Origin of the sequence: Flavobacterium sp. HBTb2-11-1 (genome assembly GCF_009826975.1) — a bacterium.
Lineage (GTDB): Bacteria > Bacteroidota > Bacteroidia > Flavobacteriales > Flavobacteriaceae > Flavobacterium.
Map to the genome: position 1 here is coordinate 561,129 of NZ_WUMO01000001.1, position 14,618 is coordinate 575,746.

9 protein-coding genes are annotated in these 14,618 nt (G+C 34.7%); 5 read left to right on the plus strand and 4 right to left on the minus strand.

All coding sequences use genetic code 11. The features are described 5' to 3' along the window. The first annotated feature begins 62 nt into the window (after positions 1-62). The 3 genes from GR162_RS02530 to pbpC all read left to right on the plus strand — a co-directional run bounded on the left by GR162_RS02530 (position 63) and on the right by pbpC (position 8,997). Positions 63-5,750, plus strand: a complete 5,688-nt coding sequence (locus tag GR162_RS02530) for an MG2 domain-containing protein (RefSeq protein WP_160780867.1) — start codon at positions 63-65, stop codon at positions 5,748-5,750. Between the two features lie 128 nt (positions 5,751-5,878). Then, positions 5,879-6,469, plus strand: coding sequence for a transposase (locus tag GR162_RS02535; protein WP_160780868.1), 591 nt, complete (start codon positions 5,879-5,881; stop codon positions 6,467-6,469). Between the two features lie 152 nt (positions 6,470-6,621). Continuing rightward, positions 6,622-8,997 (plus strand): penicillin-binding protein 1C, encoded by a 2,376-nt coding sequence (gene pbpC, locus GR162_RS02540; protein ID WP_160780869.1) that lies wholly within the window; start codon positions 6,622-6,624, stop codon positions 8,995-8,997. Positions 8,998-9,000: 3 nt separating this feature from the next. On the opposite strand, the gene GR162_RS02545 is transcribed toward pbpC, so the two are convergent. The 4 genes from GR162_RS02545 to GR162_RS02560 form a co-directional block, all read right to left on the minus strand. Next, positions 9,001-9,762 carry a hypothetical protein gene (locus GR162_RS02545; protein WP_008466639.1) on the minus strand — a complete coding sequence of 254 codons (762 nt, stop codon included), beginning with the start codon at positions 9,760-9,762 and terminating at the stop codon, positions 9,001-9,003. Positions 9,763-9,774: 12 nt separating this feature from the next. Further along, positions 9,775-10,563, minus strand: coding sequence for a hypothetical protein (locus tag GR162_RS02550; protein ID WP_160780870.1), 789 nt, complete (start codon positions 10,561-10,563; stop codon positions 9,775-9,777). Between the two features lie 148 nt (positions 10,564-10,711). Further along, positions 10,712-12,256 (minus strand): ribonuclease E/G, encoded by a 1,545-nt coding sequence (locus GR162_RS02555; protein WP_066032867.1) that lies wholly within the window; start codon positions 12,254-12,256, stop codon positions 10,712-10,714. Positions 12,257-12,648: 392 nt separating this feature from the next. Beyond that, positions 12,649-12,939, minus strand: a complete 291-nt coding sequence (locus tag GR162_RS02560) for an HU family DNA-binding protein (protein ID WP_007805026.1) — start codon at positions 12,937-12,939, stop codon at positions 12,649-12,651. A 140-nt stretch (positions 12,940-13,079) separates the two neighbouring features. On the opposite strand from GR162_RS02560, the gene mutY reads away from it, so the two are divergent. Together mutY and GR162_RS02570 are read left to right on the plus strand one after the other, a co-directional pair. After that, positions 13,080-14,126 (plus strand): A/G-specific adenine glycosylase, encoded by a 1,047-nt coding sequence (gene mutY / locus GR162_RS02565; RefSeq protein ID WP_008466645.1) that lies wholly within the window; start codon positions 13,080-13,082, stop codon positions 14,124-14,126. Between the two features lie 36 nt (positions 14,127-14,162). Next, the gene (locus GR162_RS02570) at positions 14,163-14,603 is read left to right on the plus strand and encodes a single-stranded DNA-binding protein (RefSeq protein ID WP_008466647.1); all 441 of its coding nucleotides are present in this window, start codon (positions 14,163-14,165) and stop codon (positions 14,601-14,603) included. Positions 14,604-14,618: the final 15 nt, after the last annotated feature.

Sequence of the window (14,618 nt, forward strand, 5' to 3'; positions counted from 1 at the left end):
TAGCTTTTAGCAGTAAAATCTAATAAATTTTCGATTTGTTAACCATTTAACTCTCAATAAAAGTGAAGGCAAAAGGATTATTTCTCGTATTTTTTGTTTTTTTTATTTTTCAATCCTGCGGGCGCAAATCAGCGGCCGATTTCAATTCCGATTTTTCGTTATTTAAAGATTACATTACCAGTTTTACAGGCGGAATCGTTTCGGCAGATTCTGACATACGTGTGGTTTTGGCTTTCGATAAAAACGATTGGAAACCTAATCAGGAATTAGACAGTGATTTGTTTGATATTTCGCCTAGTGTAAGCGGAAAAGTGATTGCACTTTCGACAAACACTTTGGCTTTTATTCCGGAGAAGAAACTTAAAATGGGAACAGAATATCAGGTTACTTTAAACTTGGATAAACTGACGGCCATTCCAAAAGAAAAAGAAAAAGAACTTTCTAAATTTAATTTTACGGTTAAAACAGTAAAACAGGATTTTACCATAAATACTGGAGATATTCAGTCGTACAGCAAAGAATATCAATATTTAAACTGTGTTTTAAAAACAGCAGACAATATTGATTTGGAAACCGCTCAAAAACTGGTCGAAGCCAAACATAACGGAAATGATCTTAAAATTAAATTTGAGAAAGTATCGGGTCCATCTAAAGAATTCCGCTTTATAATTGACAGTATTCAGCGCCAGTCAGAAGCTTCAAACTTGGAGATAATTTATGACGGAAGTGATTTTGATATTGACCAAAAAGGACAAATCGATTTTCCTATTACGAGCATTAACGAATTTAAAATTATCAAAGTTGAAATTCCAGACGGAAACAATCAGCAGGTTTTAATTAATTTTTCTGAACCTTTAGAAAAGGGACAAGATTTTGCTGGATTGGTTTCCATTCAAAATACCAGTAATCTTAAGTTTTCTACACAAGGGAATTTACTAAAAGTATATTTTACGAATCAAAATGCACCTAAAAAAGAAGAGCCGGTAGCTGTCGCTGTGGCAGAACCAGCTGCAGTAACAATAGATTCGGCAGCAGTTGTCGTTGACTCAGCCGCAGTAGCAGTAGATTCGGTCGCTACAGTTGCAGAAGAAGCTGTTGAATATGTTCCAGACGAAGAACCAGAGCAAGTTGTAACGGGCGAATTATTGTTGGAAGTTTTTCAGGGAATAGAAAGCCAGTACGGTAAAAAACTGGAAAATAATTATACAGAGAAAATCTCTTTTGACCAGATAAAACCCAACATTCGTTTTGTAAAAAACGGAACAATTTTGCCAAGTTCAAACAATTTAAAACTGAATTTTGAAGCGGTAAATCTGAGTGCTGTAGATGTAAAAGTGTATAAAATCTACAAGAATAATATTCTGCAATTCCTTCAATACAATGAATTAAACGGCGGACAAAATCTCAAGAAAGTAGCGCAGCCAATTGCTAAAACTACCTTGAATTTAAGGGAAAGCACGCTCGTAAATCTTTCGAAATGGAACACGTATGCGTTAGATTTATCTAAAATCATTAAACCAGAGCCAGGAGCAATCTACAGAGTTGAATTTGTCTATAAAAAGAAATATTCGCTTTATAAATGCGAAACATCAGACGATAGTGATGATCAGGCAGAAGAAGAGGAAGTAGATGAAAACGACGTAAACTACAGCGGAAACTCTTACGATGATTACTATTATTACGACGATTACGATTGGAGAGAAAGCCAAGATCCTTGCACAGGTTCTTATTTCTACAATGCTAGAATAGCAACCAATATTTTAGCTACAGATTTAGGCGTTATTGCTAAAAGAGGAGAGAATAAATCGTACTTATTTGCTGTAAATAATATAGTTACGACAGAACCTGTTTCTAATGCAAGAGTAGATTTGTATAATTTCCAACAGCAAAAAATTGCTACAGAAGCGACAAGCAGTGAAGGTATTGCATCTTTCCAATTGGACAAATTCGCGTATTTCGCCATTGTAACTTTAGGCGATCAATCGACTTATGTGAAGCTGGATGATGGACTTTCATTATCCGTAAGTAATTTTGATGTTGCGGGAGAGACTTTACAGAAAGGTTTAAAAGGATTTATTTACGGAGAAAGAGGCGTTTGGCGCCCGGGAGATAATTTGTATCTGTCCTTTATTTTGAATGATGCTGCGAATAAACTGCCGAAATCGCATCCAATTAAGTTCCGATTAAACGATCCAAACGGGAAAACAGTTTATCAGACGGTTCAAAAAACTAATGAGCTGAATCATTACGCTTTTACCGTTCCGACAAACCAAGATGCGCCAACAGGAAATTGGGAAGCAATGGTAAGCGTTGGAGGAGCAAAATTCTATAAGAGCATTAAGATTGAAACGATCAAACCAAATCGTTTAAAAATTAAAAACACCTTTAGCAGAAAAACACTTTCGGCATCCTATCCAAATACCGATAATCTTGAGGTAACGTGGCTTCACGGCGCAATTGCCAAGAATTTGAATGTAGAAATGCAGGCTAAATTCTCTCAGCAGGCAACTACTTTTAAAGGTTATGAAAAATATACTTTTGATGATTTAGCACGACAATTCAGTACAGAAGAAATTAATGTTTTTTCTGGGAAATTAAACGAAAATGGAAAAGCATCAGTAAATATTCAGCCAAGATTGCAAGGTCAGGCACCGGGAATGCTTCGCGCTTCATTCATTACAAAAGTATATGAAGAAGGCGGAGATTTTAGTACAGATGTGATGTCGACGACTTATTCTCCGTACAAAACATACGTTGGACTTAAAACCCCAGAACTGAACAAGTACAGCATGCTTGAAACAAGAACAAACAATCGTTTTGATGTGGTAACGGTTGATGAAAACGGAAGACCAAAATCAGTTCGAAATCTTGAAGTAAGAGTTTACAAAGTAGATTGGAGATGGTGGTGGGATTCTTCAAGCGATAATTTATCAAATTATAATTCTTCGAATGCAACGACTTCATACAAAACATTTGTAATCAATACAGATTCAAGCGGAAAAGGAAGTTTCCAATTTGCTTTGACAGACGAAGAATGGGGACGTTATTTAATTCGTGTTGAAGATGGAGAAAGCGGACACGCAACTTCTTTGACCGTAAATATCGATTGGCCAATCTGGTCTGGAAAAACAAGAAACAGAGATGCTTCAACGGCAAATATGTTGGTGTTTTCTACCGATAAAAAGAATTATGCCGTTGGAGAAAAAGCACAAATTTCTTTCCCTTCAAGTGAGGGCGGACGAGCACTAATTTCGATCGAAAACGGATCGAGAGTAGTGCAGACCATTTGGGCAGAAACCAAAAAAGGAGAAACCAAAGTTGAGGTTCCAATTACGGGAGCAATGGCGCCAAACGTATATTTCAACATTACACTATTACAGCCTCACGCTTCAACCAAAAACGATTCGCCTATTCGTATGTACGGAATTGTGCCAGTTGAAGTGGTAGACAAAAATACCATTTTGGCACCAACTCTTAATATGCCAGATGTATTAAGACCAGAACAGCCGTTTACGGTTAAAGTAGGAGAGAAAACTGGTAAAGAAATGACGTACACGATTGCCGTTGTTGACGAAGGACTTTTAGATTTAACTCGTTTTAAAACACCGAATGCTTGGGATAGTTTTTATGTTCGTGAAGCGTTAGGAGTAAAAACCTGGGACGTTTATGATGATGTAATTGGCGCTTATGGCGGAAAAATAAACCAGATTTTCAGTATTGGTGGAGATCAGGATTTAGGCGGAGGAAAAGCTAAAAAAGCAAACCGTTTTAAACCTGTTGTATTGTATTACGGGCCATTTAAGTTAGGAAAAGGAGAAACGAAATCGCATCAATTAAAACTTCCAAAATATATTGGTTCAGTTCGAACAATGGTTGTGGCGGGAGATGCTAATACAAGCGCTTATGGAAGTGTTGAAAAAGCAACTCAGGTTAAGAGTCCGTTGATGGTATTGGCATCATTGCCAAGAAAGATTTCACCTTCGGAAAAAGTGACATTGCCTGTAACAGTTTTTGCAACTGAAAATAAAATCAAAAATGTTTCGATTCAGGTAAAAACAAGCAACGGATTGAAAGTAGCAGGAAGTGCAGTTCAAAAACTAAGTTTTGCAAAGCCAGATGAAAAAATGGCGTATTTTAATTTGGTTGTTGGTTCTGCGACTGGAATTGCAAAAGTTCAGGTTATCGCAACTTCTGGCAGCGAGAAATCGGTTTATGAAGTTGAAATTGATATGACGAATCCTAATCCGGTTACGAGTACGTTTACCGATGTTGTTTTATCGCCAAATAGCACTAAAACTATTTCATGGAAAACATTTGGAATTGCAGGAAGCAACAAAGCAAGACTGGAGGTTTCGTCTATGCCATCAATGAATTTGAATGGAAGATTGCAATTCTTGATTCAGTATCCCCATGGTTGTGTAGAGCAGACCACTTCATCAGTTTTTCCACAATTGTATTTAGGTGATGTAGCTGATATAGATGCAAAACGCAAAGATTTGATTCAGAAAAATATTGCTGCCGGAATTGCAAGATTGGGTAATTTCCAATTGTCAAATGGCGGAATGCCTTACTGGCAAGGAAATGCAATTGCAGATGATTGGGGAACTTCATACGCTGGACATTTCTTGATTGAAGCAGAGAAAAAAGGATATGTATTGCCAATTAATTTCAAATCGAAATGGTTAGGTTATCAGCAGAAAGAAGCAAAACAATGGCGTTTTGAACCAAAATACGGAAATGATTTAGCTCAAGCATATCGTTTATACACTTTAGCTCTAGCCGGAAATGCTGATTTATCATCAATGAACAGATTGCGTGAAACTAAAGGCATTTCGAATGAAAGTATGCTTCGTTTAGCGGCGGCTTATGTTTTAGCAGGTCAGAAATCTGCTGGACAAAGTTTGTTCCTAAAAACAAGTATTGACGGTAGCTCAGATGGTTACAGTTATTACTATTATGGCTCAAGCGAAAGAAACAGAGCGATGGCTTTAGAAACAATGCTTCTTTTAGGCCAAAAACAGAAAGCTTTTGTAACGGCAACGAAATTAGCTAAAGAAATGTCTGCTAATCAATGGATGAGTACACAAACTACAGCTTACTGCTTGTATGCAATGTCGAAATTTGCGGTAAGCAACGGTCCAAAAGGAATCAATATCCAATTCAGTAAAAACGGAAAAGGGGAAACCATAAATACTGGTAAATCAGTTGCAGATCGCAGTTTGTCTGTTACATCTGGAGCCAATAGTATTACGCTGAAAAATAATAAAGCGAATACAGTTTATGTTCGTGTGTTGAATACAGGAATATTGCCAATCGGACAAGAAAATGCGGTTCAAAGTGACGTTACGGCTTCTATAGTTTTTAAAAACAGAAAAGGAAGTGTAATCAATGTTTCGAAAATCAATCAAGGAACCGAATTTGTTGCGGAGGTTACGATTAAAAACCAAAGAGGGGAAAGTGTCCAAAATGTGGCGTTGTCACAGATTCTACCTTCAGGATTCGAAATTGTAAATACGCGTTTTACAGATTACGGAGATGCTGTAAATAACATTGCAGATTACATTGATATTCGCGATGACAGAACGAATTTCTATTTCGGAATGAAAGCCAGAGAAACTAAAGTCTTCAGAATTCTGTTAAATGCATCTTATTTAGGGAACTATTATTTGCCAGGCTTGCAATGTGAAGCGATGTATGATAACACTTTCCTAGCCAGAACAAAAGGATTCTGGGTTGAGGTTGTGAAGTAAAATTTATAACCAAGTGTCCTAACAGGTTTTTATAACCTGTTAGGTATTTATATTTAGTTATATAGAGAGAAAAAAATATACCTAACAAGTTTTTAAAACCTGTTAGGATAAAAAAAAAAGTAAATGTTTTGGAGAGAGATGCTTTTGAGACTGGGCAATATTATCATGTTTATAATCGAGGAAATAATGGTGAAAATATTTTTATTGAAGAAAGAAATTACAATTACTTCTTAGAAAAGCTTAAAAAATATATTTTGCCAATTGCAGATGTTTATGCTTATTGTTTACTCAAAAATCATTTTCATATTGTTCTAAGGATAAAAGATAAAATTGATATCCCAGAAAAGTTTAAAGAAAAAATTCATCTTCCATTTTCAAATTTATTTAACTCTTATTCTAAGAGTATAAACAAAGCTTATAATCGGACTGGAAGTTTATTTCAAGAGCATTTACAGAGAAATAGAATCGAAAATGAAGAATATTTAAAACAGTTAATCTTATATGTTCATTTGAATCCTGTCAAACATAAATTTTCTAAAGATTTCCAATCTTATAGACAATCGTCTTATCGTTCATATTTATCTGATAAACCAAGTAGTATCGATAGAAGATTTGTTATTGGTTTATTTAATGATTTAGAAAATTTTATATTTTACCATGATGAAAAAAGATTGATTTATGAGGGAGTACTTATTGATGTCGATTTGCTTGATCAATAGAAAATGGTATTTGGTTATCCTAACAGGTTTTAAAAACCTGTTAGGTATTTATAGATATAGAAAAGAAATTTTTATCTTTCTTTTAGGAGAGTGGATAAGGAATACCTAACAGGTTTTAAAAACCTGTTAGGATATGAAACAATAAGATAATTTTGAAAAATAAATTAAAAGCGTTTTTACAACGCATTATAAACTGGATTAAACAAAACAAACTAAAATCAGCAATTGCATTTCTGCTTCTGCTGATTTACTATTTTTCGATACCTCGAACTTTATTCAAGGAACCCTATTCAACCGTAATAGAAAGCAAGGAAGGAGAATTGTTAGGAGCTAAAATTGCTAGGGACGGACAATGGCGTTTTCCCGCGCAAGACAGCGTTCTGGATAAGTTCAAAAAGTGCATTGTGTATTTTGAAGATGAATACTTTTACAAACATCCCGGTTTCAATCCTGGTGCGATGATCAATGCTTTCAAACAAAATAGAAAAGCAGGAAAAGTAGTCAGAGGAGGAAGTACCTTGACACAGCAAGTAATCAGGCTTTCGCGAAAAGGAAAAAACAGAACCTATTTCGAAAAAATAATAGAAATCATTCTCGCGACAAGATTAGAATTAGGGTATTCTAAAAATGAAATTCTCGAAATGTATGCGGCACATGCACCATTTGGAGGAAATGTTGTGGGACTGGAAATGGCTTCATGGCGTTATTTTGGCGTTCAATCCAATCAATTATCTTGGGCAGAAAATGCTGTTTTAGCAGTTTTGCCGAATGCGCCAAGTTTAATTTATCCAGGGAAAAATCAGATGAAATTATTGAATAAAAGAAACCGACTTTTATTAAAATTGCATCAGGAAGGCATAATCGATAAGCAGACGTATGAACTTTCGATAGAAGAGCCATTACCTCAAAAACCGTATGATCTGCCTCAAATTGCGCCTCATTTGTTGCAGAGAGTGGCTAAAAATGAAGAAGGGACAAGAGTTAAAACCACAATTGATTATGCATTGCAAAACAGAGTCAATCAAATTGCACGATATTATTACAATCAATACAAACAAAATGAAGTACATAATTTAGCAATCTTGGTAATTGATGTTCAGAATAGAAATGTCATGAGTTATGTTGGAAATTCTCCAACGGATAAAGATCATCAAAAAGATGTTGATATTATTGATGCGCCAAGAAGTACAGGAAGTATTTTGAAACCACTTTTGTACAGTGCTATGCTTGATGATGGCGAATTGTTGCCGAATACTTTAGTGGCGGATATTCCAACGCAGATTTCGGGATATACGCCTCAGAATTTTAATTTAACGTTTGATGGAGCTGTGCCTGCACATCGTGCTTTGTCCCGTTCGTTAAATATCCCCGCAGTTTTAATGCTTCAGGAATTTACTGTCAATAAATTTTACGAAGAGCTTCAAAAGTTTAAGTTAAAGAATATCAATAAAACACCCGATCATTACGGTTTGTCACTAATTTTAGGAGGTGCCGAAAGTAACTTATGGGATTTATGCCGAACATACGCCAATTTATCTTCAACATTAAATTATTACACAAAGCATCAGGCGAAATATAGAACCAATGAATTCACAGAGCTAAATCATAAAAATGATTTTAAGCCCGATTTTGGCTCAGAAACTGATCAGAAGAATATTTTGGGTGCGGGATCAATTTGGTTGACGTACAACGCAATGGAAGAGGTTAATAGACCCGAAGGAGACGAAGCTTGGAAGTTTTACGACAGTTCGCTTAAAATTGCATGGAAAACGGGAACAAGTTTCGGAAACCGAGATGCTTGGGCAATTGGAACCAATTCCAGATATGTGGTCGGAATTTGGGTTGGGAATGCGACAGGTGAGGGGAGGCCAACTTTGACAGGAGTTACAAGTGCGGCTCCAATTTTATTCGATGTTTTTAATTTGCTGCCAAGACAAAGATGGTTTGATACGCCTTATAATGATTTGGCCGAAGTTGAGGTTTGCCGTTTAAGTGGCTATCTGGCAAAGGATAATTGCCCTAAAATTAAGCAATGGGTTACTAAAAAAGGAAAATCGACTAAAGTCTGTCCTTATCATAGAACAATTCATTTAGACAAAACAGAACAATTTCAGGTAAACAGCAGTTGCGAGAGTATCGATAATATTGTAACTAAAAACTGGTTTGTATTGCCTCCTGTTATGGCATGGTATTACAAAAGCCAGCATATCGAATATTTGCCTTTACCTCCATTCAAAGAAGGTTGCGCAGGAACGCAAACTACTACAATGGATTTTATTTATCCAAAGGCGAATAGTAAAATCTATTTGACAAAAGATTTCAATAGTAATGTCCAGCCCGTGATTTTAAAAGTGGCTTATTCCGAAAGAGATAAAGAATTGTTTTGGTATGTAGATGATGTTTATAAAGCGACAACCAAAACATTTCATGAGTTGCCAATTACTCCAACAACAGGAATACATTATATTACAGTTGTGGATGCCAGCGGAAATGAAATCAGAAGAAAAATCGAAATTGTGAGGGATTAAAGTTTATTGTATGATGTTGAGTTTCGTGTACACGTTTTTGTTTTTAGAAATTCGAAACGAGATTGAAGCAGTAAATCCTTCATAAGTTGGAATCTTTTCTTTGTTGTATGCAAACGAATATCCTAAACCTAAATCTATCATATTAAATACAGTTAAGCCACCTACTGCATAAGCATTTTTAGAGGAACTGCCTGCTTTTACAAATAGAAGATAGTCTGTATTGTATGATAAATGAATATCGGGAAGTCCATAATATTTGCCATTATAGCTGTTTGTAATTCCGTACCCTGCGCCCAAAAAGAGTTTATTTTTGCTTTGAGTTAGGCAAAATTCTAAACCTCCTGTGAGAAGACTTTTATCAGCAATTGAATAATTCAAATATAGAATTGGCCATTCTGGAATTTTAAATTTTGAATTAGTATTGCTTTTCTTGTAATTGGAATTGTTGGAGTCAATCATTTTTCCATCCTTGTTAAACCATTCCGCTCTGCCAAATAATTGTTCCGCTTTATAATCACTTGAATAGCCTTGAAATTGCAATTGATTATTGATTAGATAATAATCCTTAATAACAAAAAGAGAATCGATGTTTTTGATTTTATAACCTATAGCATCTTTTGTTTTTACTTTTAAAGGTTTAATTCGGTAATAAAAAGCTATTTCCTTGTTGCTTGTTTTCCAGTTTTTATCAAAAAAGATTGTGTCATTTTGAGCTGACAATGGAGCAAGTAACATTAAGAAGATTATAGTGATGCAGGTTTTCATTTTTTAAATTATTTAGTAGCCTATAAATTGGCTGTAAGCTTTTCTATTTCTTGTAAATCTTAAATTTAGACTCATCGTAAATCCTTCAAAAGCCGGAGCTTTATCTGAATTATACGGTAAGGAATATCCAAACCCTAAATCTATGAAATTCATTAGTGATAGTCCGCCCATTATATAGCCATTTTTGTGGGTGGTTCCAATTTTTGCAAATAATATGGAGATGTTTTGTGATAAATGCAGATCGGGTAAACCATAATATTGCCCATTGTAACTATTTGTGACACTGTATCCAATGCCTAAAAATAGTTTATTGTTGGTTTTGCAGTCTACGCAAAATTCATAACCTGCAGTTAGAAGACTTTTGTCAGTGATGCTATAATTTATGTAAGTGATTGGTGGACCGGGCACTCTAAATGTTCCTGGGGCAGGTTTATTGAAATCTCTTGAGTAAAGAACAGTGCCGTCTTCCTTAAACCATTTTGCTTTTCCGACATTATCGTTTCCCTCCATATCTTTTGTGTAACCTTCAAATTGCAATGCATTATTTTTTACATAATAATCTTTAATAACATAAAGAGAATCTACATATGGTATTTTTCGTCCAATGGCTTTTCTTGTTTTTATTTTAACAGGTTTCAATCGGTAATAAATAGCAGAATCTTTTACAGTAGTTTTCCATTCCGAATTAAAATAAATAGTGTCATTTTGTGCCGATAGTTTGAATGAAAACAAAAAAAGAATAACCAGGTAATGGATATTTTTTGTTTTGGCAAAAGAAAACAGACGTGCAACAGCTGTCATATAAATCAATTAAAATATGACAAACATAATGTATGGTAGATAATTAGATGGCTGATAGAAGTTTTTTATATGCCATTATAGGACATAAAAATGAGATCCGAAAAAGCATAAAAAAACCGTCCCGATGCGTCGGGACGGTTTGATGTTTTTATTCTGTAATAACATTTCCTTTTTTGTCATAGAAATGGTATTCTAAGTACGTGTAAGCGTCACGAGGTATGATTTTCACCCATTTCTTATGTTCAAAAAACCATTTTGAACGTAATGATGGAAAACCTTTGCTGAGGTATGCAGCCACAAACGGATGTGTATTAAGCACAACCTTGTTGTGGGTTTTTAAAAGTCTTTCTAAATCAGCGGTGATCTTATCAATGATTAAAATTGGAGCTTCAATTTCACCATTATGTTTGTTAGGATCTTCCTCTCTGGTTTTGATATTCACTTCTGGTCTTACTCGCTGTCTTGTAATTTGGACCAAACCAAATTTGCTCGGCGGTAATATTTTATGTTTTGCTTTATCGTCGCTCATTTCTTCTCGCAAGAAGTCGAACAAAACTTTCCTGTTTTCTGGATTAGACATATCGATAAAATCAACTACGATTATTCCGCCCATATCGCGTAGACGAAGCTGTCTGGCAATTTCTGCAGCGGCAATCATATTTACTTCCATGGCTGTGTCTTCTTGGTTGGTCGCTTTATTAGAACGGTTTCCGCTGTTTACGTCAATAACGTGAAGAGCTTCGGTGTGTTCAATAATAAGATAAGCACCTTTACTCATGGAAACAGTTCGGCCAAATGAAGTTTTGATTTGTCTCTCTATATTGTATTTCTCAAAAATCGGAGTATCATTTGATTGATAAAACTTAACAATCGACTGTTTTGAAGGTGCAATTTCTTGCAAATATTCCTTCGTTTGGTGGTACAACTCTTCATCATCTATTTGAATACCACTGAAGGTATCGTTAAATACATCTCTTAATATCGAAGAAGCTCTGTTAAGCTCTCCTAATACTTTTGATGGATGATGAGCAGTTGGTAATTTTTTACACATTGCAGACCATCTGCCAAGCAGGTTCTGCAAATCTTTTTCTAATTCGGCTACGTTTTTGCCTTCGGCTACTGTACGAACAATAACACCAAATCCTTTAGGTTTGATCGATAGAACAAGTTTTTTTAGACGATCCTTTTCTTTTTTGTCTTCTATTTTTTGAGAAATAGAAACACGATCAGAAAAAGGAACTAGAACGATAAATCTTCCGGCAAGAGAAAGCTCAGCACTTATTCTTGGGCCTTTGGTTGATATAGGTTCTTTAACTACTTGAACTAAGACAGATTGATTGGCACTTAAAATATCAGTAATGATGCCATCTTTGTCAATCTCTTTCTCAAACTGAAAGGTTTTTAGGGAGAAATCTTTTAATTTACCTGCGCTTACAAGTTTTATGAATTTCAGCTGAGAAGCTAGATTTGGACCCAAATCGTGATAATGTAAAAAGGCATCTTTTTCGAAACCTACATTCACAAAAGCAGCATTAAGTCCCGCAACTGGTTTTCTAATTTTGGCAATAAAAATATCACCAACCTGAAAGTTGCTTTTTTCTTCTTCTTTGTGTAATTCAATTAGTTTTCCATCTTTTAATAAGGCAAAATCTACTGCATCAGAACTAGATCTAATGATTAATTCTTTATTCACACTGTAAATTTTTATCTGTTTTTTCAGAAAATAGAATATAGAGAATAGAGTATAGATTTAATGAAAAATCTAAAATCTGAAATCTAAAATCTAAAATCTTATCTACAGATGGATTAAACAATATTTTTAACAGGTATTAACCCGGTGAAAAGAAGATTGATAGAGAATAGAGTAAAGAGAATAGACTTTTTCGGGTCTATATTCTATTTTCTTTTCTCTTTCATCTTTTTTCAATTTCAATGAACGTTTAAAAAGAAAAAAGTAGTTTAAAACTACTTTTTCTTTTTGTGGCGGTTAGCTCTCGCTCTTTTCTTACGTTTGTGAGTAGCTACCTTATGTCTCTTTCTTTTTTTACCACTTGGCATATTGTGTCAGATTTATGTTAATTAATATTATTTTGCTTCGTTGTTAGTTTTAACTCCTTCTACAAAAACTTTTGCAGGTTTAAACGCAGGAATGTTGTGTGCTGGAATTTTAATAGTAGTGTTTTTAGAAATGTTTCTTCCAGTTTTTTCAGCTCTAGTTTTAACGATAAAACTACCGAAACCTCTTAAGTATACATTGTCTCCAGTTTCTAAAGAAGTCTTAACTTCTTCCATAAAAGTTTCTACTGTTGCTTGAACGTCTCCTTTTTCAAGACCTAGTTTCTCTGAAATCTTCGCTACGATATCTGCTTTCGTCATTTTCTTTCCTATTTTATTTTATAAATGGTGTACTATTTTTTTGAGTTTGCAAATATAGGAATTAAAAAAATAATTAATCAAGCTAATTCGTTAAATTTTAATTACATAAACATTTACTTTTGCAATCTAAGTATTTTGCAATGAATTTTCATAACATATTGATAAAATGGTATTTACAGAATAAACGCGATTTGCCATGGCGAAAAACCGTGGATCCGTACCAAATTTGGCTCTCAGAAATTATGCTTCAGCAGACGAGAGTTGTGCAAGGAATGCCTTACTTTTTTTCATTTATAAAGGAATTTCCTACTGTAAAACATTTGGCAGATGCTCCAGAAGAGAAGGTTTTGAAACTCTGGCAAGGCTTAGGATATTATTCGCGTGCTCGAAATCTTCATAAAACGGCTCAATATATAAGTAATGATTTAAATGGAATTTTCCCTGATTCTTATAAAGAACTGCTTAAGCTTAAAGGAGTAGGCGAATATACCGCAGCAGCAATAGCTTCTTTTTCTTATAATGAACCTGTTCCTGTCGTTGATGGAAACGTATTTAGAGTATTGGCTCGTTATTTTGATATCGAATCTGATATTGCGGTTCCGGCAACTAAAAAAGAGTTCGCGGCTTTGGCACAAGAATTAATGCCAAAGGATAATCCAGCGCTTTTTAATCAGGCAATAATGGAGTTTGGAGCGCTGCAATGCGTGCCTAAAAGCCCTGAATGTTCTGTTTGCATTTTCAATGAAAGTTGTGCTGCATTGCAAAAAGGAAAGGTAAATATGCTTCCCGTCAAATCTAAAAAGCTTAAAGTGACCAATCGATATTTTAATTATCTGATTTTGGAAGATGTTTTAGGAAATACATTAATTCAGAAAAGAACCCAAAAAGGAATCTGGCATAATTTATATGAGTTTCCGTTGTTGGAAACGGAATCAATTGTTGGTTTTAACGAAGTTTCCAAAAAAGCAAAAGATGAAATTTTTCCAGAATATACTATTATAAGTATAGAAGATTACAGTAAATCGACCATTGTACATAAGCTTTCGCATCAGCATCTGCATATACAATTCTGGAAAATCAAAGTGCAAGAAAAAATCGAAAACGGAATAGATTCCCAAAAATTAAAAACCTTTCCTTTTCCTATTGCGATATATAATTTTATAGAAAAGCAAGAAATAAATTGCTAAAAAAATGTATCTTTGGTAGAAATACCACCAAAAACTATGAACGGAACATTAAATAAAGTGATGCTTATTGGCCATTTAGGCGATGATGTAAAGATGCATTATTTTGATGGAGGAAACTGCATCGGACGTTTTCAGCTGGCTACAAATGAAGTGTATATCAATAAAACGACCAATGAGAAGATTACCTCTACAGAATGGCATAATTTGGTTGTGCGTAATAAAGCCGCAGAGATTTGCGAAAAATATCTTTCTAAAGGAGATAAAATTTATGTTGAAGGAAGAATAAAATCTCGTCAGTGGCAGACAGAAGATGGAACGACAAAATATACGACCGAAATTCAGGTTACAGAGTTTACTTTTCTGACAACCAAAAAAGAAACTGCTTATACAAAACAAAACCAGGATGTAGAGTCGGCAAAAAATACTAACTTTGATGCTGCTAACGAAGGGCTTCCAATTAATGATTTGCCTTTCTAAAGTGATGTTTAACTA

Excerpts from the sequence above, each read along its gene's own strand:
- GR162_RS02545 (WP_008466639.1), bottom strand. The coding sequence starts at position 9,762 with ATGAAAACCTGCATCACTATAATCTTCTTAATGTTACTTGCTCCATTG.
- GR162_RS02570 (WP_008466647.1), top strand. The coding sequence starts at position 14,163 with ATGAACGGAACATTAAATAAAGTGATGCTTATTGGCCATTTAGGCGAT.
- GR162_RS02550 (WP_160780870.1), bottom strand. The coding sequence starts at position 10,563 with ATGACAGCTGTTGCACGTCTGTTTTCTTTTGCCAAAACAAAAAATATC.
- mutY (WP_008466645.1), top strand. The coding sequence starts at position 13,080 with ATGAATTTTCATAACATATTGATAAAATGGTATTTACAGAATAAACGC.
- GR162_RS02560 (WP_007805026.1), bottom strand. The coding sequence starts at position 12,939 with ATGACGAAAGCAGATATCGTAGCGAAGATTTCAGAGAAACTAGGTCTT.